Raw genomic sequence first — 24575 nt, forward strand, 5'->3', positions numbered from 1 at the left:
GACGCCATGCTTCGACCCACCAGACAAACCAACCAGGACAACAATGCGGCGTTGGCATCCAAGCCGATCAAGACCGGCCCGCGTGTCTATGAAGAGATCCGTCGCATGGCGATGGACTATCGCTTCAAGCCGAACGAACGCATCAACGAAGTGGCGCTTGCCGCGAGGCTGAATGTCAGCCGCAGCCCGATCCGGGAAGCTCTCCAGCGGCTGGTCACGGAGGAACTCATCACCTTCCAGACCAATCGCGGCTTCTTTTGCCGGGGCTTCGATGTCGACGAGATCGTCAATCTTTCCGACGTGCGAGCGGTGCTCGAGGAGCGCTCCGTCAGGCTGGCGGTCCAGCGCGCGACAGATGAGGAGCTTGCCACGCTCGTCGACTGGTGGGCGCTCACCATGGCGCGCGCCGACTCGTTTTCCAGCGCCGAACTGACCGCCAGGGACGAGGAATTTCACATCCGCATCGCCAGGCTGTCAGGCAATCCCGAACTGGCGCGCATGCTCGAAGGCATCAACACGCGCATCCATTTCGTTCGCAAGATCGAAGTGGAGAAGCACCGGCGATTGTCGACAACCTACACCGAACATAGCGAAATCGCCCGGGCCATGGTAGCCCGCGATGCCAACAGCGCCGCAAGGCTCATGCACGACCACATCGCCATCAGTGTCGCCGATGCCATGTCGACCGTCAGGGAAGGCTTGGCAAGGATATACATCGACGTCGACCAGATCTAATCGGGCAACCCCAGCTTTGACCGAGGCAACCCCCTACCGCTCAGGCAACCCCTACCGCTCAGGCGACCTTGTCGAGCAGCGGCCTCAGCGCCGGATGGATTTCCGGTGAGGCGTGCTTGATCAGGGTCAACAGCGCGCGTTCGTTCTCATAAAGAGGCCTGTCGACGCCGATATGTTCGATCAGCCAGCCGGCTTCGCCGGCATCGACCGTCTCGGCGCGGCGGGCCAGAGCCTCGGCCGCCCTGTTCTTGGCTTCCCACTCGGCCTCGATGTCGCCTGGCGACCGATAGGCTTCCATGATGCCGGCAAGGCCGCCGGAGATCATGCGGCTGAAGAAGCCGCCGATTTCCGGATCGGCATGTTCGAGGAAGGCATCACGGCGCAGCGCCACATCGCGCGTCGGTGCTTCGTAGCCGGCCGAGCACATGATGAAATTGGCGATCGCCTTGACGAACAGCTCGTTCCAGGACGGATCATTGTGCCCTTGGGCAGTGCACTCGTTGATCTTGAACAGCACCTCGGCCTCGGCGCGCGTGATGGCGATGTTGCCGTCGCCGCCATGGGCGTGGAGGATCCGGCGCAGCAACTCGACCTCCGCCTGTGCGATGAGGCCGGGAGCCAGCGTGCCGCCGAGCATCAGCGGCCCCTTGCCGTCAATGACGGCATGCGCCACCTGCTCCAGCGCATACACACAAAGTTGGCTCGGCGACGATTTCGCCTGTTCCAGCACATGCACCAGCAATTCGAGCTCGGTCCGGCTGTCGACCATGCCATCGCGCGAGATCGTGCGGATCAGCCAGTCGGCATTGTCTTGCGAGATATAGCCCGACGGCTTTTCCTGGTGGACGATATAGTCGGTGACCGCCTCGACGAAGAAGGGCGGCCATTCCTGGCATTTGTCCTTCGCCGTTGCATCGAGCGCAAACAGCGCCTCGGCCTCGCCGCGCGTCACGACGCCGTCGCCGAACACTTCATGGCGCAACATCGCTACGTCCTCCGCGGCGATGCGGCTTTTCGAGGTCAGCCCGGCCACCGGCGCGCTCATGATCAATTCGCCCATTTGTCGTCCCCGTCCGCCGTCGCCAAGCGCCGGCCCCAAGCGTCATACACGCCAACATATCAGCAGTGTCTTGAAAAACCGGCAAACGGCGTGGTTAGCGAAGACTTGTCGGCCAACGCATGTCGCCCAAAAACGTGCCGCGGTTTTGAAGAATGGTACGCACGCGCTTTAGATGTCGCTGACAGGTGACAAGCCGCCGCGCGCGAGCTATGGATGGCGCGTCGAGGACTCAGGGTCTGAGTCCTACCTGTTTGCGGGAGAGAACAGCGAGAGCTGTCGCCGAAGGGGAAATCGCCCGAAATCTCTCAGGCAAAAGAACCGTAGACGGGAAAGACACTCTGGAAAGTCGGGGCTTGCCCCCGCGCCGAAGGTGTAAGCGCCGCTGACAGAGCTCCGGCTGCGCGAGTCTCTCAGGCTTCAGACAGAGGGGCACGGACTGGTCGCCATTCGCGACCGATTGCGTGCGACTCTGGAGACGACATGACGGGCGACGATACAAGACACCTCCCCCTCGAAGACATCCATGTAACCGCCGGTGCGCGCTTCGGTGCTTTTGCCGGCTGGTCGATGCCGCTGACCTATCCGGCGGGCGTCATGAAGGAACATCTTCACACCCGCGAACAGGCCGGCCTGTTCGACATCTCGCATATGAAGCTGTTCGAAGTCAGCGGGCCGGAGGCGGTTGCGCTGCTCAACCGCGCTTGCCCCTTGGATGCAGGCGCACTCCAAATCTCACAGTCCAAACTGTCCTTTTTCCTCAACGAGGCAGGCGGCATCCTGGACGACCTCATCGTCACCAGACTTGGCGATAGCAGGTTCATGATAGTCGCCAACGCAGGCAACGCCGTCGCCGACGAAAAGCATTTGCGTGCACTTGCCGCGGATTTCGACGCCAGGGTCGAGCCGCTCGACCGCGTCTTCCTGGCCATCCAGGGTCCTGAAGCCTGGGCCGCCCTTTCCCGCGCCGGCATCGAGACCGGCTCGCTGCTTTTCATGCATGGTGTCGAACCGCGCAAGAACTGGTTCATGAGCCGGTCGGGCTATACCGGCGAGGACGGTTTCGAGATCGGCCTGCCGGAAGCCGATGCACGCGATCTCGTCGCGAAGCTGCTCGGCGATGAACGCGTGCTGTGGATCGGCCTGGCCGCCCGCGACAGTCTGCGGCTGGAGGCAGGGCTGTGCCTGCATGGCCAGGACATCACGCCGGAGACCAATCCGGCCAGCGCCGCCTTGATGTGGGCAATTCCAAAGGACATCCGCGCTTCCGGCGCTTTCATCGGCGCCGATGCGCTCCGCGCCGCCGTGGAACAAGGACCCGCGCAAAAGCGGGTCGGGCTTAAGCCGGAAGGTCGCCAGCCGGTGCGTGGCGGTGCCGCGCTCTTCGACGCCGACGGCAATCCGGCCGGCCAGGTCACATCGGGCGGTTTCGGCCCCTCGGCCGGCCATCCGGTCGCCATGGGCTATGTCTCGACACCTCTGGCAAAGCCCGGAACGCGGGTGTTCGCCGACGTGCGCGGCACAAAAATCCCAGTCGATATCAGTTCCCTGCCCTTCACACCGCATCGCTACCGCAAAGGATGATCTCAATGGCAACGACCTATTTCACATCAGATCACGAGTGGCTCCGCGTCGAGGGCGGCATCGCCACGGTCGGCATCACTGATTACGCGCAGGAGCAGCTCGGCGACCTCGTCTTCGTCGAACTACCGGAGACCGGAAAGAAATTGACCAAGGGCGACACCGCCGTCGTGGTCGAATCCGTCAAGGCGGCATCCGATGTCTATGCACCGGTCGATGGCGAGATCACTGAAGCGAACGGCACGCTGTCGTCGGACCCGTCGCTGGTCAACTCGGCAGCAACCGGAGCCGGCTGGCTGTGGAAGATGAAGCTTGCCGACGAAAGCCAGCTCGCCGGTCTCATGGATGAGGCCGCCTACAAAGCCCATATCGGTTGATACCAGGACTTATTGACATGACCGCAGCACCCTACCCCTTCTCGGCCCGCCATATCGGTCCCGGCCTCAACGACACCAGAGCGATGCTGGCCGCCATCGGCGTGCCCTCGATCGAGACGCTGATCAGCCAGTCCGTACCGAAGTCGATCCGGCTCGATCGGCCGCTTGCCCTGCCAGCACCGGCGAGCGAGGCGGAAGCGCTGGCCGAACTCTCGGCTGTCATGTCCGGGAATACAGTGCTGAAGAGCTTCATCGGCGCCGGTTATCACGGCGTCCATGTCCCGCCGGTTATCCAGCGCAATCTGTTCGAGAATCCTGCCTGGTACACGGCCTACACGCCCTATCAGGCAGAGATCAGCCAAGGCCGGCTCGAAATGCTGTTCAACTTCCAGACGCTGGTCACCGAATTGACCGGCCTGCCGGTGGCCTCGGCCTCGCTGCTCGATGAAGCAACCGCCGTGGCCGAAGCCGTCGGCATCGCCTTACGCCACCACCGTGACAAGCGAACCAAGGTCGCACTTGCCGGCACGCCGCATCCGCAGACGCTGGACGTGGTGCGCACCCGCGCCGAGCCGCTCGGCATCGAGATCGATGGCGAGACGATCGACGACAACACCGCCGCCCTGCTCGTCTCCTGGCCGGATACGTTTGGCGTCTATGGCGACCACAAGGCAGCGATCGACAAGGCGCGCGCGACCGGGGCTATCGTCGTCTTCATCGCCGACCCGCTCGGCCTGACGCTGACCGACGCGCCGGCCAAGCTCGGCGCCGACATCGCCGTCGGCCCGATGCAGCGTTTTGGCGTGCCGATGGGCTTTGGCGGCCCGCACGCGGCCTATTGCGCCGTCTCCGACAGGCTCACGCGGTTGATGCCCGGCCGCCTGGTTGGCCAGTCCACCGACAGCAAGGGCCGGCCTGGGTACCGGCTTGCCTTGCAGACGCGCGAACAGCATATCCGCCGCGACAAGGCGACCTCCAACATCTGCACCGCGCAGGCGTTGCTCGCCAACATGGCGACTGCCTATGCCATCTGGCACGGTCCCGCCGGGCTGCAGGCGATTGCCGGGCGCATCCACACGCTGGCCAATCGTCTTGCCTCCGGGCTCAAAGCAGCAGGTATCTCCGTGCTCGGTTCAAGCCGCTTCGACACGGTGACGGCCGAGGTGAAGGGTAAGGCAGCTTCGATCGCCACTGCGGCTGAAAAGGGTGGCAGGTTGCTGCGTGCCGTCGATGCCGATCATATCGGCATTGCCTTCGACGAAACCTCGACCGAGGCCGATCTCGACGCAATCGCGGCCCTGTTCGGCGCCAAGGCTGGTGTCTCCGCCGACAGCACGGTGCCCGGCAAGCCGCGCGGCAAGGAGTTCCTGACCCAGCCTGTTTTCCACGAAAACAAGTCGGAAACCGAGATGATGCGCTTCCTGCGCCGGCTGGCCGACAAGGACCTGGCGCTCGACCGCGCCATGATCCCGCTGGGGTCCTGCACCATGAAGCTCAACGCCGCCGCCGAGATGATGCCGGTGAGTTGGCCGAGCATTGCCGATCTGCACCCTTTCGCCCCGGCCGCGCACTCGACAGGCTACCGTGCCATGATCGGTGAGTTGGAGGGCTGGCTGTCGGAGATCACCGGATTCGACGCCGTCACCTTGCAGCCCAATGCCGGGAGCCAGGGCGAATATGCCGGCCTGCTCGCCATCCGCGGCTATCACCGCTCACGCGGCGACAACCACCGCACCGTCTGCCTGATCCCCTCCTCGGCGCATGGTACCAATCCCGCGAGCGCGGCGATGGCCGGCATGAACGTCGTCGTCGTGCGCTGCACCGAAGACGGCAACATCGACATGGACGACATGAAGGCCAAGGCGACTGAGCATGCGCAAAATCTCGCGGCGCTGATGTTCACCTATCCCTCGACGCATGGCGTGTTCGAGGAAGGCGCACGCGATCTCTGCGCACTGATCCATGAGCATGGCGGCCAGGTCTATTTCGACGGTGCCAACCTCAACGCGCTGGTCGGGCTTGCCCGTCCCGGCGACATTGGCGCCGATGTCTGCCACATGAACCTGCACAAGACCTTCTGCATACCGCATGGCGGCGGCGGACCCGGCATCGGGCCGATCGGCGTCAAGGCGCATTTGAAGCCGTATTTGCCCGGCCATGTCACCGAAGGCTCGGCGCACGCCGTCTCCGCCGCCCCCTTCGGCAGCGCCTCGATCCTGCCGATCACCTGGATGTATATCCGCATGATGGGCGCCTCGGGCCTCAAGCAGGCGACCGAGACGGCGATCCTGTCCGCCAACTACATCGCGACGCGGCTCGGTGCGCATTTCCCGGTGCTCTACAAGGGCAGGCAGGGACGCGTCGCGCATGAATGCATCCTCGACACCCGTGTGCTCAAGGAGAGTGCAGGCATCAGTGTCGACGATATCGCCAAGCGCCTGATCGATTATGGTTTCCACGCGCCGACCATGTCGTTCCCGGTTGCCGGCACGCTGATGGTGGAGCCGACCGAGTCCGAGCCCAAGCGGGAACTCGACCGCTTCTGCGAGGCGATGATCGCCATATCGGCAGAGGCAGCAAAAGTCGCCAGGGGCGAATGGCCTTTGGCCGACAATCCGCTGGTCAACGCGCCGCACACCGCCTCCGAGGCGCTGGCCGGCCAGTGGACCCATCCCTACTCGCGCCTGGAAGCGGCCTATCCGGCCGGCGACGCCGACACGGCAGCCAAGTACTGGCCCCCGGTGTCACGCATCGACAATGTCGCCGGCGACCGCAACCTGGTCTGCTCGTGCCCGCCGCTGTCGGATTATCTGGGTGCCGCGGAGTAATTACGCTGAGCGCAAGGCCGGCTTGATCGGCTCGGCCTTGCCCATCCTCTTGCGGCTGATGACGCAATTTCGTCCGGCGCGTTTGGCGGCATAGAGCGCCGCGTCCGCCTCGGCGAGCACGTTGTCCAGCCTGCTGCCGCTTGCCTCGCCAAAGCCGATGCCGCCGCTGACCGTGCTGCGCAACTTGCCGAGCTGGGTGGGGACGATTTCGGTGCCGAACGCCACGCCTATCTTGCTGGCGAGATCGTAAGCCTTTTCATCCGTCATCCGCGACATGACGATTGCGAACTCCTCGCCGCCAAGGCGAAAAGCGTCGACGCCGGGCCGGGCATATTTCTTGATGACGGCGGCAAAACGGCACAAGACCTGATCCCCTACCGGGTGACCGTAGACATCGTTCGTCCGCTTGAAATGGTCGAGGTCGAACATGACGATGGACATGAACGGACCGAAACTCCGTTCGCCGTAGAGCGACGTCAATGCCCGGCGGTTCAGCAACCCAGTCAGCGGGTCGGTCATGGTCTCGGCCTTGAGTTCAATTTGCGCCTGCAGATGATGGAGGGAGAGCGTCAATGCTCCGAGCCCGGTCATGCAGGCGACCGCCACCACGGAATTCAATCGTTCGGCCCAGTTGTCGGGCGCAACCCCGAGCGTCCATTGCCCCTTGGTCAGCAGAACCACGCCGCAAAGCGCAAACGACATCGCGCAGGTGCCGCTCAGAAACGAAACCACCAGAAGGATGCGGCGATCGTGACTGCCGTTGATCCAGAACATGGCGCCGATCGCCGACAGCAGCGCCGTCACCGTGGTGTAGGTGACTATGAAGCCAATGCCGTCAAAGCCCATAAAGGTCACGACGGCACAAATGGCCATGGCGGCAAGCGCAGGTGCAACGGCACGTCCGTAGCCGGGCACCCCCAGAAATTGCATGGCCGACAAGCAGATGATCAGGAACCCCAGGCTGAGCAGTGCAAGCACGATCTGGCAAAGCAGCGGATCGGGATCCTTGGTGTACCGCCAGAACAGGATCACATGCGCAACGAGCACCAGAATTCCGCACGCAACCGTCAGCACGAAACCTGCCTTGGGCGCGGTGAACCAAATGGCAAACATGGTGACGCTGAGGCATATGCCCGACAGCGCGGCTGCGAGCAGAAGCGAACTGAAGTCCAGCATATCGGGCAAGGGCCTCTTGAGCGTCGGCGGTTGCGCTGCATTCTAGGTCAGCGGCAGCCCTCAGATACGGGTTTTCAGGCAATCCTTCGATGCAACCTGCGGATAGGGTTTACAAAGCGTCGATGGCACGTGTCCCGAAACCGGACCCATGGATGCGAGATCAACCCTTGTTCAAGAGAGCGAGGTTGGCGTTGACGACTGTTGGATCGGCCATGCCGGCCTTCGCTTCGAGCAGCAACGCCTTGGCCTTCTTGCGATTGCCGCGCAGCAGTTGCGAATAGCCCATATTGTTGACGATCTGCGGCTTGCGGCCGGCGACCTTCAAAAGCTGGCCGTAGGCTCGGTCGGCGAAGTCGAAGCGGCCGAGTTCATCATAGGAAGCGGCGAGCCCCATCCAGGCCTCCGCATTGTCGGCTTTCAACTCGACGGCCTTGCGGAAGTGCTTTTCGGCGAGGCCGTAATTGGCGTCGCGAAACTGCGCCTTGCCTTGCGCCAGATCGGAGGTTTCGGTGTCGTTTGCCGCCGGTTGGATGGCGGTGGTCTTGGTGGTGTCGACGCCACTCGTCGTACAGCCAGACATCATCAAGACGGCCGCCATTGCGGCCATTGCCGTGAAATTACTGTGACGCATGCCCCTGCCTCATCGCCCGATTTGCCGGGTCGTTCTTCAGGAAACACAATATATCAGCGGCGATTAAACTTCGGTGCCGAAACGCCGCCAAAATTCGGCTTCGGGCACACCAGCCATTAACCACCAGGCACCAGACGAAGACCTATTCCTAAGAGAATCCCGGCAGCAAGGAAGCGAGCGGCCTTTCACGGCCCCATGACCTTGAGTACTTCAGGAACCGGATAGCGGTTGCCGTCATAGCGCAGCCGGTAGGTCCGTTTCACCGGCTTGCCGGGATGGGACTGGCACTCGCCATCCTTGTCGGGAGACGGGTCATCGGTTTGCGTCCGCTCGAGCGCGACCATGTCGTGATAGCCGTGATGGCTCGTCGGGCTCATTGCCAGGCTGACCTCGGTCGAATGAAAGGATCCCGCGCAATTGGTGTCGCCCTCGCCGCCATTGCCGGCCACGACAAGGCCATCGAGTACCAGGCGCAGGGCATCGTCGGCGAGAACATAAAGCCGCAGGTCGGTTTCGCTGAAGGGATTGGCCTGCGAATGGTTCGCGATTTCGATGCGCAGGCCGAAGGCCATCACCCCGGGCGCCAGCCTGTAGCGGCCGGTATCGAACTCGATCTTGCGGATGGCGATGGCATCATCGGCGATCAGCCCCGGCTGGAGCAGGCGCAGGCGCACACGCTGGCTGTTCCTGTCGACGACCAGAAGCTCGATATCGCCGACATGGCCATCGTCGCTGGATTGGGCGCTGTCGATCAGCGGCACGGCTACCAACAGCAGGTCGTCATGGGCAGGCCAGATCTTGCAGCTCAGCCCAAACGGCGCGTCGCCATCCGTCAGGGCGATGCTGATATGAGGTTCGAGCGTGAACGAGGTGCCGTCGGCGCTCTTTCGAGCTTTGGGATAGGCCTGCTGCACCAGGGCGGCGGCATCGCCGCAATCGTCGGCCACGGCCCAGGCGGGCGACAGGGTGGCTGCGGCAAGGCCGAGGAAGAGGGTGCGCAACAGCATGGACTTCTCACCTGCAAGGCCGAGTACGGTCATAACAATGGTTTGTCAGTCCCCCTGCTAGGACTTTTGTGGGGCGCTCGCTAGAGCCGGACGATTTCAGCTCGAATCGAAGCCTCACACCTTTCGGCATCATGCTATTGCGCCGTCATTTTGACGATGACTGGAATGGCCGCGATCATCAGCACCACCGGTAGGATGCATACCACCACCGGCACCGACATCTTGGCCGGCAGAGCGTGCGCCTTTTCCTCGGCCAACGACATACGCTTATGGCGCATGTCGTCGGAAAAAACGCGCAACGCCCCCGACAGGCTGGTGCCGAGTTCCTTGGACTGCTGCAGCAGCGTGGCGAAGGAACGCACTTCGTCCAGGCTGAGGCGGTCGGCGAGCGCCTTCAGCGCATCGTCGAGGCTGCGCCCTGCCCTCAGCTCCAACGACACCAGCTGCAGGTTCTGGCTGAGCGCGGGATAGGTCTTGGCGAGTTCCTTGGAGACGCGCTCTATGCCGGCCTCCATGCTCATGCCGGCATCCGAGCAGACAATCATCAGGTCCATGAAATCGGGAAAGCCGTTGCGGTACTCGCGCCTGCGTTCCCGCACTTTCTGGCTCAACACCAGGCCGGGCAGGAAATAGCCGGCCGCTCCCGACAGGATGACGAATGTCCAGCGACTGGCCATCGTCGCGTCCGGGCTGGCCATCCACCGGTTGAGCACAAACACACCGATTGCCGTGCCGATCATCGCGCTGAACCGGATCAGGAAGAACGTGCCGACAGCGCGCGGCTCCATGTAGCCCGCCTGGATGAGCTTCATGCGCAGCCGGGCGACATTTTCCGGATCGCTCCTGGCGTAGAATTCCTGCGCCCGCTTCACTGCCTTCTCGCGCACGACGCCGGTATTCTTCTTCTGCACCGGCTCTGGTTTGGCGGCCACGGGGCCGTTGTCGACCCTGAGCCGGCGCATGACCTCGTTGCGGTCGCCCTTCGCCATGACAACAGGCCAGGCAACAGCGGCAGCACCCGCCGCCAGCAGCAGGATGGCCACCGGCATCAATGAGGTCGGCGCAAGCGAGGCGAGGAATTCGATGAAGCCCTGCATGTCAGAACTTGAAATTCGACATTTTGAACATGATCAGATTGCCCAGCATCAGCCAGGTGATCGAGCCGCCGAGCAGGTACCAGGTTTTCGCCGCGCCCCAGACGTCGCGGTAGAAGCCCGGCATCAGCGCCATAATGGCGGTGAACAGCAACGCCGGCACCGCTGTCAGGATGTAGGCCGACATCCGACCTTCTGTCGCAATGGCGCGCACCTTGCGGCGCAGCTTGCCGCGCTCGCGGATCGTCGTCGCCAGGCCGTCGAGGATCTCGCGCAGATTGCCGCCCGAACTGGTCTGGATCGAGACGGCGGTGACGAACAGCGGCAAATCCTCCTGGCCGACCCGGTCGAACAGCGAGTTCAACGCCGAAACCAGATCGGAGCCATATGTCACCTCGTCGGCGATGACGCCGAACTCGGTGCCGATCGGGTCGGGCATCTCGCGCGCCACCATGGCGATCGCCACCGGCACCGGATGGCCGGCCTTCAGGCCACGCGTGATCAGTTCCAGCGCCTCCGGCAATTGCATGCCGAACCGCTTTACCCGGCGCTTGCGCTTGAAGCGCAGCGTGATCACCGGCAGCACCGGCACAAGCACCACAAACAGCACAAGCCCCATCAGCGGCGGCAAGCCGTACCAGATGGCGACCAGGGTCATCGCCATCGCCACGCCGCAGCTGATCATCAGGAATTTCGACAGCGGCATGATCATGCCCGACTGGGTTCGCAAAGCGCGGAACCGATCCAGCGAAAACAGCGGCGTGCCTGCGTCGAGGCCGCGTTCCTTGCGCAGTTGGACAAGCACCTGCTCCTGGCTGATCTTGTTTTCCTGCAGCTTCATGCGCCGGTTGATGGCGGTGCGCTTGTCGCTGCGGCCGGCATAAAGCAGGTAGCAGGCCTCGGCGATCAGGATGCCGGTCAGCGCGGCCGCGGCATAAACGACATAGATAGCGCTCATTCCATCGAACACTTGGCTACTCCTGCGGCCGGCCGGGTTCGAAATATCGTCCGGGAAACTCGATGCCCATGGCGCGCAGATCCTCGAGGAAGCGCGGCCGGATGCCGGTCGCCTCGTAGTGGCCCAGAATCCTGCCGTCGGCCTCCATGCCGGTACGCACAAAGCGGAAGATCTCCTGCATCTGGATGACATCTCCTTCCATGCCGGTCACCTCGGCGACACTGGTCACCTTGCGCTTGCCGTCGGACAGGCGCGTCAGCTGAACGATCAGGTCGAGCGCGCTGGCGATCTGGCTGCGGATCGACTGCACCGTCATCGGCATGCCGGTCATGCCGAGCATCTGCTCGAGCCGCGAAATGGCGTCGCGCGGCGTGTTGGCATGGATGGTCGCCATCGACCCTTCGTGGCCGGTGTTCATTGCCTGCAGCATGTCGAAAGCCTCCTCGCCCCGGCACTCGCCGAGGATGACGCGGTCGGGGCGCATGCGCAGTGCGTTCTTGACCAGGTCGCGCTGCTTCAGCTCGCCATGGCCTTCGATGTTGGCCGGACGTGTTTCCATACGCGCGACATGCGGCTGCTGCAGTTGGAGCTCGGCCGCGTCCTCGATGGTGATCAGCCGCTCGTCTTCCGGAATGAAGGCCGACAGCGCATTGAGCATGGTCGTCTTGCCGGTGCCGGTACCGCCCGAAATGATCGTCGTCTTGCGGGCATGCACGGCCGCCGCCAGCACTTCGGCCATGTTCTGGGTGATGGCGCCGAATTCGACCAGTTTGTGCAGGCCGAGCTTGTTCTTGGAAAATTTGCGGATCGACACCAGCGGCCCATCGACCGCAACCGGGCGGATGGCCGCGTTGAAGCGCGAGCCGTCCAGCATGCGGGCATCGACCATCGGCTGCGATTCGTCGACACGGCGACCGACCGCGGCGACGATCTTGTTGACGATGCGCAGAAGATGCGCCTCATCCTTGAACGGAATGTGGACCGGCTGCAGCTTGCCCTTCTTTTCGACAAAGCAGTTCATGTGGCCGTTGATCAGGATATCGTTGATGTCGGGGTCCTTGAGCAGCGGCTCGAGCGGACCGAGGCCGACCATCTCGTCGACGATGTCGTCGACCAGCGCGTCAAGCTCGACGGTGTTGATCGCCATCCGCTCCTGCTTGGTCTTTTCCGACACGAAATCACGCACTTGCCGGCGCATCTCATCCTTCGGCAAACGCTCCAGCGCGACAAGATTGATCTCTTCGAGCAGCAGCCGGTGGATACGCACGCGCGCATCGAGCACCTTGTTGGCATTCTTTGCCGGCGCTGTGTCCGGCTTTGCCGGCAAAGCCTTTCGGCTGGTCGGAATGACGACGGCATGATGGGCGACCGGCGTCGTCTCAGGCACGCGCTGCGGAAGCGCATCGCGGTTCTGCAGGGCGGAGAAGCGGCTGGTCATCCGGCTTTCCTCTTCAGCAATTCACGGCCCATGCCAAACAGCGAGCGCGATTTCGCCCGTGTTGGGACCGCTTCCTCCGGCAGGATGATCTTTTTCAGATCGTTGACGACATTGGCGTTGGGATCGATCTCGTGCAGCGGCACGCCGCGATCGACCGCCTCGCGCACCAGCCGATAGTTGTTGGCGATACCGCCGACGAAATGCTCGCCGAGAATTTCCTGGACGTCCGCCTGCTTGATGCCGTTGTCGAACATCTTCTGTTCGAAACGGTTGACGATGACGTTCGGCTTCACTTCCTTGCCGGCAGTCTCGTAGACCGCCTGGATCAGCCGCTGGGTGTGGCGCAGGCACGGCACCGTCATTTCCGCGACGATGTAGAGCTTGTTGGAACCGAGCAGCACGGTTTCCGTCCATGGAAACCAGGTGCGTGGCATGTCGATGACGACATTGTCGAAATAGGCCGAAACGAGGTCCAGCATGCGCACCACGACATCGGTCTTGAACGAGCGCATCTCTGCTGGATGCGCCGGTGCCGCCAGCACGCACAGCCCGCTGGCATGCTTGGACAGCATCACGTCGAGCAGTTGCCGGTCGAGACGCTCGGGCTGGTTCTCGATCTCGGTGATGTCGAAACGCGGTTCGAGGTCGAGATATTCGGCACAGGCGCCCTGCTGGAAATTGAGATCGACGACGCAGGTCGAGGCGCCGCGCGTCACCGAGTGATGCAGCTGGAAAGCGGTCTGCAGCGCCAGCGTGGTGGTGCCGACGCCGCCCGCGGCAGGCATGAAGGTGTAGATCTGCGATTCGGTGTTTTCCTCGCGCCCGGGTCCCTGCAGCGCCCGCACGACGGAGCGCACCAGATCGGCCGTGGTGATCGGCTTGACCAGGAAATCCGCGACCTTGAGCTGCACCAGAATGCGCACCGCGGCGGCGTTGAACTCCTGCGTGACGACGACGACCGGAACCTTGTCCTCCAGCCGGCGCATAATGCGCTGCAGCGACTCGACCTCCTCCAGCCTTGCCGCATCCATGTCGACGATGATGGCGCCGAAGTCGGCTTCCTGGATCTCGCCGCGCAACTCGGTGACGTTCTTCTCCACTGTCGAGAGCTGTATGATCTCGGAGGCGGAAAATGCGGTGCGCGTGTCCTGCGCAAATGTCCTGTCGGTCGATACGAGCAGGATCTTCCTGGTCTTGATGCCGTTTGCCATTCTGTCAGCCTGTCAGGTCGATCGACCGTTGGATCATTTGCCCGTGGGATCAATTGGTCGTGCTGGACTGCGACGCCTTGGCACCGGCCGCCTGATCGGGTGTGACAGCCGCGGCACTGCCTCGTTGGGCCGGCACCAGGAGCCTGGTGTTCTGGACCCCGTATTTCCAGGGATCGACCATCTGCATGACGGTGTTGGCGGCCTGCGCATTTCCGGCGCCGGCCGTCGGCCCTTCGCTGCGCACATAGTCGTCGCTGGTGCAGCCGGCGGCAAAGCCGGTCAGCAGCAAGGCGACGCTCGATCCAAAGACCAGACGCATGACTTCAATCCTTCGGCAGGTCGAGGAAATGCCCAGCCGAAGCGGCCGCTGCAGGTTGAGTGACGCGGCCGTCTGCCAGCGCCACGGTGCGACCGGCATCGGAATCCTTCACTTCCTCGGTGTTGTTGAGAAAATAGTCGGCGTTGCTGGCCGGCTGCGTGCCATCGGTCGGCTCGACGAGCTTCTTCTCCGGATCGACCGGCTTGACCAGATAGGGCGTCACGATGATGACGAGGTCGGTCTCGCGCCGCTGATAGGATTTCGAGGAAAACAGCGCCCCAAGCACCGGCATCTTGCCGAGGCCGGGAATGCGCGACGTGGTGATGTCGTTTTGCGACTGCAGCAGTCCAGCGATCATGAAGCTCTGGCCGTTCTTCAGGTCTACCGACGTCCTGGCACGGCGCACGATGAAGCCGGGAACCGAGATGGTCCCGATATTGTAGGAGGCCGACGCGTCGATCGAGGAGACTTCCGGCGCGATGTCCAGACTGACCAGCCCATCCTTGAGGACGGTCGGCGTGAAATCCAGGCTGACGCCGTATTTCTTGTAGCTGACCGAGATCTTGCCGTCGTCCTCGGAGACCGGGATCGGGAATTCGCCGCCGGCGAGAAAGCTCGCTGTCTGGCCGGAACGGGCGATCAGGTTCGGCTCGGCCAGCCGCCGCGCCAGGCCGCGCTCTTCTAGCGCCTTGATGGCGATATCGATCGACACGCCGTTCGACAAAAGCCTGCCGATGATCTCGCCGGTGCCGGCGGCCGGCACTGTACCCGGATCGATCGAGACGTCGCGGCCACCGAGGCCGTAGGCAAAATTGGCGGCGTATTTGGCGCCCAGATCCTGACCCGCCTGGCGGTTGATCTCGACAAAACGGACATTGAGCTGGACCTGCTGCGACGATGAGATGTTGACCGAGTTGATGACCTCCTCGGTGCCGGAAAAGCGCGTCGCGATCTTGTTTGCCTTTTCGGCGGCGACCGCGTCATCCGCCTCGCCCGACAGCACGACCCGGCCGTTGGCCGATCCGACCTTGATCCTGGCATCCGGCACGCTGGCCCGAATGGTGCTGGCCAGCTGGTCTGTGTCGAGCGTCACCTCGATGTCGACGGTGCCGACAAGCTGCTTCTTCTCATCGAACAGCGCAATGCCGGTAGTGCCGAGATTGTTGCCGAGCACGTAGAAGGATTTGTCGGTCAGCGGATTGACGTTGGCGATCTCCGGGTCGCCGATGACGATCTGGTAGAAGGCGGCACTGGTCATGATCGTCTTCGGCTTGCCCTTGGCAACCTTGATCGACGCATTCTTGGTCGACGACACATAGACGATGTCGTTGTCAGCTCTCGCCGAGGCGCCGAAAGCCAGCATCGCGGCAGCAGCCAGCGAAGACGCGACAGCCACCGCACGCAAAATGCGCAACCGCCCCATGACCCGATATGTGAACAGCCCGAACATTGTCCCGTCCCTCACCCAGTCCCCACTGGCTTATTTCTGGTCCCGCGAAGGAACCTGGTATTCCTCGGCCTTCGTGCCGCGCGTTACGATGACCGTCTTGAACTTCGGTTTCTCCGGCTCCTTGGTGACGGCGTCGAACACCGAGCCGGCCGCGGCCTGCACATCCGAGGCGACCGATCCGCCGAAGGAGGAGATGGTGGTGACGCCGTTCTTGCCGTCACCGCCTTCGCTGGCGGATCGAAGCGACAGGGACAAGGTGCCGACGGTGCGGGCCAACGCCACTTTCTGCGCGCCGTCTGTCGTCACCTCGATAGTCACCGAATTGGAAATCTGCGGCGTCGTCTGGCGCTCGTCGGCGCCCTGCCCGACGCTCAGCACCTTGGCATCGGCGACGACGATCTCGGAGGTGATGGTCGAACCGGCGGCCCCTTGCGCATTCTTGGCCACTTCCTGAATTTCGCCGGCATCGCGCGTCAGCACCACGTCAACGCGGTCACCGGGCGTGACGAAGCCGCCGACGCCGGCTATCTCGTCGGTGCGGATGGTGACCGCCCGCATTCCGGGCGTCATCATGTTGGAAAGCGTCGCGCGGCCATTTGGCCCAGACAGCTTGGTCAGCAGCACCGGTTCGTTGACCTCGATAGGCGACAGCACCACGCGAGTGCCGTCGGCGAGCAAGGCATTGATGGTGGTGAAGGCGCCCTGCGGCACGGCCTCTTGCGACCACGGGATTTCGCTGAGCTGCGCGCGGTCGAGCGCCATGCCGTAGCGCAATGGGGCATTCGCCACCACGATGGTCTTGAACTCGACCTTCGGCACAACAAGTGCCGGGATCGACGACGTCTTCTCTTCGGAATCGGCCTCGGCCTGGCTTTTGACCCAGAAATCCGCGGCAAAGATCGAGATCGCCCCGAAAACGGCGGCGATGCCGATCATCGATATGGCCTTGCCCCTCACGCCTAAACCCCTGATATCAGCAGTTTCTTGTTTTGTTGGGCTCACGCTAGGCCGCATTGTTAAAGAATCAGGAATCTTGCGCGGCGGCATCGGACCTATTTCCGCCAGCTTGGTTATCGAATGGTTTTGGGTTAAGAGGGATCAGATCCCCGAACGGAACAGGAACCTCGGTCGCTTGGCGCTGAAAAGCGTGGCAGTATCGCGAGGTGATTCGCAGCACCGGACCCTATGGCAGGCATGGACGACAACAACGATCTCTTCGGCAATATGGACAAGCAGCCGCAGCCGGTTCGCACACCGGCGCGCCCGGCGGATCCGCTGGTGCAGGCCACCAAGCGTCCTGCCTCAATCAAGGATGGCAGCGAGGGCTATAGCGCTGCCGACATCGAGGTGCTGGAAGGGCTGGAGCCGGTGCGCCGCCGGCCAGGCATGTATATCGGCGGCACCGACGACAAGGCGATGCACCATCTGTTCGCCGAGGTCATCGACAATTCGATGGACGAGGCGGTAGCCGGCCATGCCACCTTCATCGATGTCGAGCTCTCGGCCGACGGCTATCTCGCCGTGACCGACAATGGCCGCGGCATCCCGATCGATCCGCACCCGAAGTTCAAGAAGCCGGCGCTCGAAGTGATCATGACGACGCTGCATTCGGGCGGCAAGTTCGACTCCAAGGTTTACGAGACATCAGGTGGCCTGCATGGCGTCGGCGTGTCCGTGGTCAACGCGCTGTCGGACCATCTCGAGGTCGAGGTCGCGCGGGGACGGCAACTGTATCGACAAAAATTCTCGCGCGGCGTTCCCGTGACCGGCCTGGAGCAACTGGGCGAAATCCACAACCGGCGCGGCACAAAGATCCGATTCCACCCCGACGAGCAGATTTTCGGCAAGGGCGCTGCGTTCGAACCGGCGCGGCTCTACCGCATGACGCGCTCGAAAGCCTATTTGTTCGGTGGTGTCGAGATCCGCTGGACCTGCGATCCGTCGCTGATCAAGGAAAAAGATCAGACACCGGCCAAGGCTGAATTCCATTTTCCCGGCGGCCTGAAGGATTATCTCAAGGCATCGCTCGGCGACGACTTCCAGGTGACTCGCGAAATCTTCGCCGGCAAGAGCGAGAAACAAGGCGGCCATGGCTCGCTCGAATGGGCGGTGACCTGGTTCGGCGGCGACGGCTTCATCAATTCCTACTGCAACACCATCCCGACCGGCGAAGGCGGCACCCACGAAGCCGGCTTCCGCAACGTGCTGACGCGGGGCCTGCGCGCCTATGCCGATCTCGTCGGCAACAAGCGCGCCTCGATCGTGACCTCGGAAGACGTCATGATCTCGGCGGCGGGCATGCTGTCGGTGTTCATCCGCGAGCCGGAATTCGTCGGCCAGACCAAGGACAGGCTGGCGACGATCGAGGCAATTCGAATTGTCGAGACCGCGATCCGCGATCCGTTCGACCATTGGCTGGCCGACAATCCGCAGGAAGCCTCGAAGCTGCTCGAATGGGTGATCGCGCGCGCCGACGAGAGGGTGCGCCGACGGCAGGAAAAAGAGGTGTCGCGCAAGAGCGCGGTGCGCAAACTGCGGCTGCCGGGCAAGCTCGCCGATTGCACGCAGAATGCCGCGGCCGGCGCTGAACTGTTCATCGTCGAAGGTGACTCGGCCGGCGGCTCGGCCAAGCAGGCGCGCGACCGCGCCAGCCAGGCCGTCCTGCCGCTGCGCGGAAAAATCCTCAACGTCGCCAGCGCCGGCAACGACAAGCTCGCCGGCAACCAACAGATTTCGGACCTGATCCAGGCGCTCGGCTGCGGTACGCGTTCGAAGTACCGCGATGAGGATCTGCGCTACGACCGCGTGATCATCATGACCGACGCTGATGTCGACGGCGCCCACATCGCCTCGCTGCTGATCACCTTCTTCTATCAGGAGATGCCGGCACTTGTGCGTGGCGGCCATCTCTACCTAGCGGTGCCGCCGCTTTACTCGATCAGGCAAGGCGGCAAGGTCGCCTATGCCCGCGACGACGCGCACAAGGACGAGCTCCTGCGCACCGAATTCACCGGGCGCGGCAAGGTCGAACTCGGCCGCTTCAAGGGCCTGGGCGAGATGATGGCGGCCCAGCTCAAGGAAACCACCATGGATCCGAGGAAGCGCACGCTGCTCAGGATCGACGTGATCGACGCCGAGGCGGCGACCAAGGACGCCGTCGATGCGTTGATGGGCACCAAGCCGGAAGCCCGCTTCCGCTTCATCCAGGAACGCGCCGAATTCGCCGAGACGGAAGTGCTGGATATCTAGCCATCAGCCGGTTTAGCTTGCGCTTCTGATATGGAGACCAGCGTGTGATTGCGGCACGGCTGAAAGGCTATTTCGAAACCAGTTTGACCGACCTGACGCAACCGACGCGCTCGGACTGGATTTTCGCTCTTCGCACCGTTTCAGCCGGCCTGATAGCGCTGCTGGCCGCCTACGCCCTAAAACTCGACCACCCGCAATGGGCCATGATGACGGTGTTCATCGTCGCCCAGCCGGTTGCCGGCATGGTGCTGGCGAAGGGCTTCTACCGGCTGCTCGGCACGCTGGTCGGCGGCGTCGCGGCGATCGGCATCACCACCGTATTCGGCACCAACCCCTGGGTGCTGGTGACGGTGCTTGCCGTCTGGATCGGCATCTGCACCTTCGTCTCGTCGCTGCTGCGCAATCCGGAAGCCTATGGCGCCGCGCTCGCCGGCTACACCGCAATGATCATCGGCCTGCCCGCCTTCGGACAACCGCATCTCGTCGTCGACCTCGCGGTCGCGCGATGTGCCGAGATCGTGCTTGGCATTGTCTGCGCCGGCCTGACCAGCCGCCTGATCCTGCCAAAACTGGCCAGCGACGCCATCGTCTCGCGCCTGAAACGCTGTATCCTTGATCTTGCCACCTATGCCGGCGGTGCGTTCTCCGGCGGCGACCCGGCAACGCTGTCCACGCTGCACCGAAAGCTGATCACTGATGCCCAGACGCTCGGCGAGATGCGCGCCTATGCCAGGCTCGAGGCGCCGAGCTTCGCGCCGCGCGCCCATCCAGTCCGTCGCACCATCGGACAGCTGCTCTCGGCCCTGTCGGCGGCACGCGCGCTGCATTCGCACGCCGCCCCGAAGAATGCGGCGCTCATCCCGGTGCGCTCGGAACTGCAGTCGCTGGTCAGCGAGCTGGCGACCAAGCCCGGCGCGCTGGACGATACGGCGCTGTGGGTGGCTCGGCTCGATGCGATTTCCGGAAACGCCCGGCAAATGCCAGATGCCTCGACCGACCAGGGCGACGACAGGGTCGGCACCATCACCCGCCTGACCATCGCCGCCGATTTCGCCGAGGCGCTCAAGCAGGTGCTGCGCGGCCTCGACGCCCTGCGCGCGCCTGCCACGCGCCTGGCCAGGGGCAGCAGGCAGCCTGCGCTGGTGGTGCATCGCGATTACGCCGGCGCATCGCGTAACGCCTTGCGCGCTGCCCTTGCCACGCTGCTGGTCGCGGCTTTCTGGTTGACGACGAAATGGTCGGAAGCGGCCGGCACGGTCATCCTCGTTGCTGTCGTATCGAGCCTGTTTGCTGCTCGCCCCGACCCTGTGCAGGTCGCCTGGGGTTTCTTCAAGGGAACGCTGCTCGCTTTGCCCTTTGCCTTTCTCGTCGGCCAGATCGCGCTGCCCGCTTTGCCGGGCTTCGGCTGGTTCATGCTGTTTGTCGTGCCCATTCTTGTACCGACGGCGCTGGCCATGGCCAATCCACGCTATGTCGGCGTGGCGACGGCCTTCGCCATCAACTTCCTCGCCTTCCTGAGCCCGCACCAGGCGATGACCTACGATCCCGTACCCTTCTTCGCCGGGTCGGCGTCGATCCTGGTCGGCATCCTGCTGGCGATCGGTGTCTTCATCGTCGTGCTGCCAGCCGATCCGTGGCTCGCGGCCAACCGGATCGTGCGCGCCATGCGCGAGGATCTGGCGCGGCTTTGCCTGCATGAGCGGGTGCCGAGGCGGTCGGCCTTCGAGAGCCTCGCCTACGACCGCATCAACCAGCTGATGCCGCTGGTGCAGAATGCCGGTCAGAAGGGCGATGCGGTTCTGGGCGGCGGAGTCGCCGCCGTCACCGTCGGCCTGGAGGTCCTTCGGCTGCGCGATGCAAGCCAAAGCCATGCCATTCCATCCGAGACCGCGCTTTCGATCGCCAACTTCCTGAGGGGACTGGCGCGCGAACTGCTTTTCCGCGCCCCCGGCGATCCACAGACCTCGACCGTCGCCGTCGCCCGGCAGTACGCAGCGAACATCGCCGAGCGAAACGGCACCGGCGAATTGCTGCAAATCGCAGCATCGCTGCGCATCATCGCCGCGGCGATGGAGGATTTCCCGGACTTTTTCGCGAGGGATAAAGGCTAAGCCGCCGCTATCGCCAGTGCGTGGCCGCGTGCGTTTTCGCGCAGCGCGTCGAGATGGATCGACTTGACCAGCGTGGCAAGATCGCCTTCCGCGGACTGCCCGCCCACCTCCTTGAGCATCAGCCAGCTGACCTCTTGCACACCGGCGACGCGCTTGCCGTTGGCGACCTCGCGCCAGATCTTCAGCGCGCGCAGGATGATGGCATGGGTGACTGCGGCGAGGCCGGCGCTGCGGAACAACGCCTGCAACGCCACGTCGTGCCCGCCGGCCAGCAGCGCCCTCACCCGTTGTTCGGACTGCTGGCTGAGCGCGACCAGCGCCGAGCCGAAGAAATCGACCTTGCCATGCGCGATGGTGCGGATCAGAAAGCTCGCGGTAAGGTCGCCGCGCAGCCTGAGATGCTCGATCAGGGCCGCATGTTCTTCCTGGCGCGTGCCTTCTATCAGCGTCACCGAAGCCTTGACGCAGGCGTCGCGCATGACGCGGTCGGCTCGCGCCGCGCCCATCAATGCCATCACCAGTGGCGACGTTTTCAACATTTCGCCCAGCTTGACGAGCAGCATATGCCGACAGTCGGCCGGCAGCCTGATATCCGATATCAGCGCCTCGCGCACCAAGGGCAGATGGCCGTGGCGTTCGGCCATGCGGCGGAAGCTGAGCGAGGCGATGTCGGCGCCGCTGTTGGCGAGCAGCACGGCGCAGGCGTCCGCCTCGCCGATCTCGGCGATGGCCGCCGACAGCGCCATCGAGACGAGTGGCCGGTCGGCGATCAATTTCTGTGTCGCCTTCGGACTTGAAGCCACGCGGTTGATCAGGTCGGCGTCGGTGAGCAGCGGCGAGCGGGCCAGCACCACGCCGGCGACTTCCGGCTGGTCGGAGGCCAGCACGCTGATGATCTGCATTGGCGCGTGGTGGCTCATCGACAGCGCCTCGGCCATCGCCAGCCGCACCTTCGACGAGGCATCGTCGAGCAATAGCGTCAGCGCCGCCTCGGCGGCGCAACGGTCCTCGAAAGGCAATTCGGAATTGATATAGGCCCGGGCCAGAGCGCTCGCCGCCGCGGCACGCTCCGACACCCTGGCCGTGTAGATCCATTTCAGAAAATGCGAAACAACAACCATGCCCGCCTGCTTACGCCCCTTGTCAGAAGCTTCTGACCCCACTGACGACCGTAGGCAGAATTGGTTTACGAACCGTTCACCATGTTCATTAACTGGCTTGCGAGGCTGATTTGCAGCGCCTATCACCGTCAAGCACGTGAGGAGAAAGAAATGGCCGGGCTTTATCTCGAAGAGTTCGTTGTCGGCCATGTCTTCCAGCACACGCTGCGCAAGACCGTTACCGAAAGCGACAACATGCTGTTTTCGGTAATGACGCTGAACCCGCAGCCGCTGCATATCGACTTCGATTTCGCCGCCAGGAGCGAATGGGGCAAGCCGCTGGTCAACTCGCTGTTCACGCTCGGCTTGATGATCGGCATTTCGGTCAATGACATCACAGTCGGCACTACGGTCGCCAATCTCGGCATGAAGGAGACCGTGTTTCCGCATCCGGTCTTCCATGGCGACACCATCCGGGTCGAGACGACAGTCATCTCGGTGCGCGAATCCAGGTCGAAACCCGATCGCGGCATCGTCGAATTCGAGCATCGCGCCTACAACCAGCATGGCGATCTCGTCGCCAAATGCACCAGGCAAGCGATGATGCTGAAGAAGGCGATCTGACGCATGCGTTCGCTGCTGTTCGTCCCTGGCGATTCCCAGAGGAAACTGGAAAAAAGTTTTGGTGCCGGCGCCGACGTGATCATCGTCGACCTCGAAGATTCCGTGGCGCCGCACAACAAGGCGCTGGCGCGCGAGGTGGCGGCGCGCTTCATCCTGGAACGCAGGGCGCAAACCAGTTCAGCCATCTATGTCAGGGTCAACGACCTCACGACCGGGTTGACGGATGACGATCTGGCGGCGTTGGTGCCGGCACGACCCGACGGCATCATGCTGCCCAAGTCGAACAGCGGCCAGGATGTGCAGCATCTGTCGGCAAAGCTCAGGGTGCGCGAGGCCGAAAATGGCTTGGCCGACGGCGCGATCAAGATCCTGCCGATCATCACCGAAACGCCGGCAGGCGTGCTGGCGGCGGCGACCTATGCCGGGACAAGTGCGCGGCTTGCCGGCCTCACCTGGGGCGCTGAAGACCTGTCGGCGGCGATCGGCGCGCGCAGCGTCCGCGACGAGCATGGCCGCTACACGGACGTGTTCCGCCACGCTCGCACAATGACCATACTTGCCGCCGGTGCGGCGGAGGTCGCGGCGATCGACACCGTCTTCCCGAATTTTCGCGACATAGCGGCCTTCGAAGTGGAATGCACGGAGGCCGAGCGCGATGGCTTCACCGGCAAGATGGCGATCCATCCCGACCAGGTGCCGGTCATCAACGCCGCCTTCACGCCGTCGGCCGAGGCCGTGAGACAATCGGCAGCAATCGTCGCCGCGTTCGCGGCAGCGGGAAATCCCGGCGTCGTCGGCATTGACGGCAAGATGTTCGACCGACCGCACCTGCGGCTAGCCGAGCGGCTTCTGGCGCGGGCAAAGGCGGCAGGTGTTTCCGCCTGAGCGCCTGCTACCAAACCAATGGGATCAGGCGGTAACGGACCCGGGCCACATAGTCGTCATAGCCGCGCAGGCCGGTGCGAAGCGTCTTCTCTTCAATGAAGGTGCGGATGGCCAGGAGAACGACGATCACGAGTACCGACGCCAGCCCCCACCAGGAACCAAGCAGAAGTGCAGTGCCGGCGAAGAAAAGAATGGCGCCGGCGTACATCGGATGGCGGACGTAGCTGTAAGGCCCCGTGGAGATCACACGTTGTCCGCGTTCATCCTGGATCTTCACCACGGGCGCCGCGAAACTGTTCTCCAGCATCGTCAGATAGCAGATCCAGATTCCGAGCAGCAGGACGAGCGCGCCGACCACCTGCACCCAGACGGGAACCACGGACCAGCCGAAACGGACGTCGAATCCCATGAATATCTGCGAACCAAAGATGGCGAGCAGTAGTATGGACAGCAGGACCTTGTCGGCCGTGTCCTGATTCTTCTGGATAGGAGAACTCAACCGCTCATTCATCAGGCCGGGATCGCGCCTTGCCAGCGCCACGCCCAAGGTGAGACTGAGCCCCACCATCCCCACCAGATAGACCCAGGCCCCCGGCCAGCGCAGCGTGCCGGCCGACAGGAAGAGCAAGGCGCCCATGGCGCCAAACCAGACGAATGTTTGGAGGACCAATTTCGCGATCATGATCGACCTTTCATGATATCCGCTCACTGCACTGGCAATTTCAGACCATTGGTCTACCATAC

The 24575-nt window shown here is 63.3% G+C and carries 21 protein-coding genes and 1 riboswitch; of the genes, 8 read left to right on the forward strand and 13 right to left on the reverse strand.

What is annotated here, in order from left to right; all coding sequences use genetic code 11:
* Positions 1–6 precede the first annotated feature (6 nt).
* Positions 7–735 carry a GntR family transcriptional regulator gene (locus NP503_RS18310; RefSeq protein WP_127267799.1) on the forward strand — a complete coding sequence of 243 codons (729 nt, stop codon included), beginning with the start codon at positions 7–9 and terminating at the stop codon, positions 733–735.
* A gap of 58 nt (positions 736–793) precedes the next feature.
* Here NP503_RS18310 and NP503_RS18315 read toward each other — a convergent pair whose 3' ends face one another.
* Positions 794–1795: a hypothetical protein gene (locus tag NP503_RS18315; RefSeq protein ID WP_127267798.1), complete on the reverse strand. Its 1002-nt coding sequence runs from the start codon at positions 1793–1795 to the stop codon at positions 794–796.
* Positions 1796–2039: 244 nt separating this feature from the next.
* Positions 2040–2126: riboswitch (glycine riboswitch) on the forward strand.
* A gap of 149 nt (positions 2127–2275) precedes the next feature.
* Here NP503_RS18315 and gcvT point away from each other — a divergent pair.
* The 3 genes from gcvT to gcvP are packed head-to-tail and all read left to right on the forward strand — an operon-like array spanning position 2276 to position 6578.
* A complete protein-coding gene (gcvT, locus tag NP503_RS18320; RefSeq protein ID WP_127267797.1) occupies positions 2276–3376 on the forward strand; it encodes a glycine cleavage system aminomethyltransferase GcvT in 1101 nt (366 codons plus the stop codon).
* A gap of 5 nt (positions 3377–3381) precedes the next feature.
* Entirely contained in the window at positions 3382–3750 is a 369-nt protein-coding gene (gcvH, locus tag NP503_RS18325) for a glycine cleavage system protein GcvH (RefSeq protein ID WP_013531953.1), read from the forward strand.
* 17 nt (positions 3751–3767) lie between these two features.
* Complete coding sequence (gene gcvP / locus NP503_RS18330) at positions 3768–6578, forward strand: aminomethyl-transferring glycine dehydrogenase (protein WP_127270734.1); 2811 nt, start codon at positions 3768–3770, stop codon at positions 6576–6578.
* Here the strand turns inward: gcvP and NP503_RS18335 are convergent, their stop codons facing one another.
* From NP503_RS18335 to cpaB, 10 genes are all read right to left on the reverse strand, one after another.
* Positions 6579–7754 (reverse strand): GGDEF domain-containing protein, encoded by a 1176-nt coding sequence (locus NP503_RS18335; RefSeq protein WP_127267795.1) that lies wholly within the window; start codon positions 7752–7754, stop codon positions 6579–6581.
* A gap of 160 nt (positions 7755–7914) precedes the next feature.
* A complete protein-coding gene (locus NP503_RS18340) occupies positions 7915–8385 on the reverse strand; it encodes a hypothetical protein (RefSeq protein WP_127267794.1) in 471 nt (156 codons plus the stop codon).
* A gap of 185 nt (positions 8386–8570) precedes the next feature.
* Positions 8571–9392, reverse strand: coding sequence for a hypothetical protein (locus NP503_RS18345; RefSeq protein ID WP_127270732.1), 822 nt, complete (start codon positions 9390–9392; stop codon positions 8571–8573).
* 134 nt (positions 9393–9526) lie between these two features.
* Positions 9527–10489, reverse strand: coding sequence for a type II secretion system F family protein (locus NP503_RS18350; RefSeq protein WP_127270729.1), 963 nt, complete (start codon positions 10487–10489; stop codon positions 9527–9529).
* 1 nt (position 10490) lies between these two features.
* Positions 10491–11456 (reverse strand): type II secretion system F family protein, encoded by a 966-nt coding sequence (locus tag NP503_RS18355; protein ID WP_127270727.1) that lies wholly within the window; start codon positions 11454–11456, stop codon positions 10491–10493.
* A 4-nt stretch (positions 11457–11460) separates the two neighbouring features.
* Positions 11461–12882, reverse strand: a complete 1422-nt coding sequence (locus NP503_RS18360) for a CpaF family protein (RefSeq protein WP_127270725.1) — start codon at positions 12880–12882, stop codon at positions 11461–11463.
* Positions 12879–14093, reverse strand: coding sequence for a CpaE family protein (locus NP503_RS18365; RefSeq protein ID WP_127269274.1), 1215 nt, complete (start codon positions 14091–14093; stop codon positions 12879–12881). Before NP503_RS18365 ends, NP503_RS18360 begins: the two co-directional genes overlap by 4 nt.
* 49 nt (positions 14094–14142) lie before the next feature.
* Complete coding sequence (locus NP503_RS18370) at positions 14143–14412, reverse strand: hypothetical protein (protein WP_127269273.1); 270 nt, start codon at positions 14410–14412, stop codon at positions 14143–14145.
* 4 nt (positions 14413–14416) lie between these two features.
* Positions 14417–15835, reverse strand: a complete 1419-nt coding sequence (locus tag NP503_RS18375; RefSeq protein ID WP_372958887.1) for a type II and III secretion system protein family protein — start codon at positions 15833–15835, stop codon at positions 14417–14419.
* Positions 15836–15892: 57 nt separating this feature from the next.
* Positions 15893–16819: a Flp pilus assembly protein CpaB gene (gene cpaB / locus NP503_RS18380; protein WP_236382800.1), complete on the reverse strand. Its 927-nt coding sequence runs from the start codon at positions 16817–16819 to the stop codon at positions 15893–15895.
* A 237-nt stretch (positions 16820–17056) separates the two neighbouring features.
* Between cpaB and parE the strand changes: the two genes are divergently transcribed.
* Complete coding sequence (gene parE, locus NP503_RS18385) at positions 17057–19111, forward strand: DNA topoisomerase IV subunit B (RefSeq protein ID WP_127270722.1); 2055 nt, start codon at positions 17057–17059, stop codon at positions 19109–19111.
* 44 nt (positions 19112–19155) lie between these two features.
* Entirely contained in the window at positions 19156–21222 is a 2067-nt protein-coding gene (locus NP503_RS18390) for an FUSC family protein (RefSeq protein WP_127270720.1), read from the forward strand.
* On the opposite strand, the gene NP503_RS18395 is transcribed toward NP503_RS18390, so the two are convergent.
* Positions 21219–22343, reverse strand: a complete 1125-nt coding sequence (locus NP503_RS18395; RefSeq protein WP_127270718.1) for a DUF2336 domain-containing protein — start codon at positions 22341–22343, stop codon at positions 21219–21221. The genes NP503_RS18390 and NP503_RS18395 overlap by 4 nt on opposite strands.
* Positions 22344–22493: 150 nt before the next feature.
* On the opposite strand from NP503_RS18395, the gene NP503_RS18400 reads away from it, so the two are divergent.
* Together NP503_RS18400 and NP503_RS18405 are read left to right on the forward strand one after the other, a co-directional pair.
* The gene (locus NP503_RS18400) at positions 22494–22946 is read left to right on the forward strand and encodes a MaoC family dehydratase (protein ID WP_127271750.1); all 453 of its coding nucleotides are present in this window, start codon (positions 22494–22496) and stop codon (positions 22944–22946) included.
* 3 nt (positions 22947–22949) lie between these two features.
* The gene (locus NP503_RS18405) at positions 22950–23831 is read left to right on the forward strand and encodes a CoA ester lyase (protein ID WP_127272691.1); all 882 of its coding nucleotides are present in this window, start codon (positions 22950–22952) and stop codon (positions 23829–23831) included.
* Positions 23832–23838: 7 nt separating this feature from the next.
* Here NP503_RS18405 and NP503_RS18410 read toward each other — a convergent pair whose 3' ends face one another.
* The gene (locus NP503_RS18410) at positions 23839–24513 is read right to left on the reverse strand and encodes an isoprenylcysteine carboxylmethyltransferase family protein (RefSeq protein WP_127272690.1); all 675 of its coding nucleotides are present in this window, start codon (positions 24511–24513) and stop codon (positions 23839–23841) included.
* Positions 24514–24575: the final 62 nt, after the last annotated feature.

It is taken from the genome of Mesorhizobium sp. SEMIA396 (genome assembly GCF_024518615.1).
Classification (GTDB): domain Bacteria; phylum Pseudomonadota; class Alphaproteobacteria; order Rhizobiales; family Rhizobiaceae; genus Mesorhizobium.

Excerpts from the sequence above, each read along its gene's own strand:
- NP503_RS18310 (WP_127267799.1), top strand. The coding sequence starts at position 7 with ATGCTTCGACCCACCAGACAAACCAACCAGGACAACAATGCGGCGTTG.
- NP503_RS18315 (WP_127267798.1), bottom strand. The coding sequence starts at position 1,795 with ATGGGCGAATTGATCATGAGCGCGCCGGTGGCCGGGCTGACCTCGAAA.
- gcvT (WP_127267797.1), top strand. The coding sequence starts at position 2,276 with ATGACGGGCGACGATACAAGACACCTCCCCCTCGAAGACATCCATGTA.
- gcvH (WP_013531953.1), top strand. The coding sequence starts at position 3,382 with ATGGCAACGACCTATTTCACATCAGATCACGAGTGGCTCCGCGTCGAG.
- gcvP (WP_127270734.1), top strand. The coding sequence starts at position 3,768 with ATGACCGCAGCACCCTACCCCTTCTCGGCCCGCCATATCGGTCCCGGC.
- NP503_RS18335 (WP_127267795.1), bottom strand. The coding sequence starts at position 7,754 with ATGCTGGACTTCAGTTCGCTTCTGCTCGCAGCCGCGCTGTCGGGCATA.
- NP503_RS18340 (WP_127267794.1), bottom strand. The coding sequence starts at position 8,385 with ATGCGTCACAGTAATTTCACGGCAATGGCCGCAATGGCGGCCGTCTTG.
- NP503_RS18345 (WP_127270732.1), bottom strand. The coding sequence starts at position 9,392 with ATGCTGTTGCGCACCCTCTTCCTCGGCCTTGCCGCAGCCACCCTGTCG.
- NP503_RS18350 (WP_127270729.1), bottom strand. The coding sequence starts at position 10,489 with ATGCAGGGCTTCATCGAATTCCTCGCCTCGCTTGCGCCGACCTCATTG.
- NP503_RS18360 (WP_127270725.1), bottom strand. The coding sequence starts at position 12,882 with ATGACCAGCCGCTTCTCCGCCCTGCAGAACCGCGATGCGCTTCCGCAG.
- NP503_RS18365 (WP_127269274.1), bottom strand. The coding sequence starts at position 14,093 with ATGGCAAACGGCATCAAGACCAGGAAGATCCTGCTCGTATCGACCGAC.
- NP503_RS18370 (WP_127269273.1), bottom strand. The coding sequence starts at position 14,412 with ATGCGTCTGGTCTTTGGATCGAGCGTCGCCTTGCTGCTGACCGGCTTT.
- NP503_RS18375 (WP_372958887.1), bottom strand. The coding sequence starts at position 15,835 with ATGGGGCGGTTGCGCATTTTGCGTGCGGTGGCTGTCGCGTCTTCGCTG.
- parE (WP_127270722.1), top strand. The coding sequence starts at position 17,057 with ATGGACGACAACAACGATCTCTTCGGCAATATGGACAAGCAGCCGCAG.
- NP503_RS18395 (WP_127270718.1), bottom strand. The coding sequence starts at position 22,343 with ATGGTTGTTGTTTCGCATTTTCTGAAATGGATCTACACGGCCAGGGTG.
- NP503_RS18400 (WP_127271750.1), top strand. The coding sequence starts at position 22,494 with ATGGCCGGGCTTTATCTCGAAGAGTTCGTTGTCGGCCATGTCTTCCAG.
- NP503_RS18405 (WP_127272691.1), top strand. The coding sequence starts at position 22,950 with ATGCGTTCGCTGCTGTTCGTCCCTGGCGATTCCCAGAGGAAACTGGAA.
- NP503_RS18410 (WP_127272690.1), bottom strand. The coding sequence starts at position 24,513 with ATGATCGCGAAATTGGTCCTCCAAACATTCGTCTGGTTTGGCGCCATG.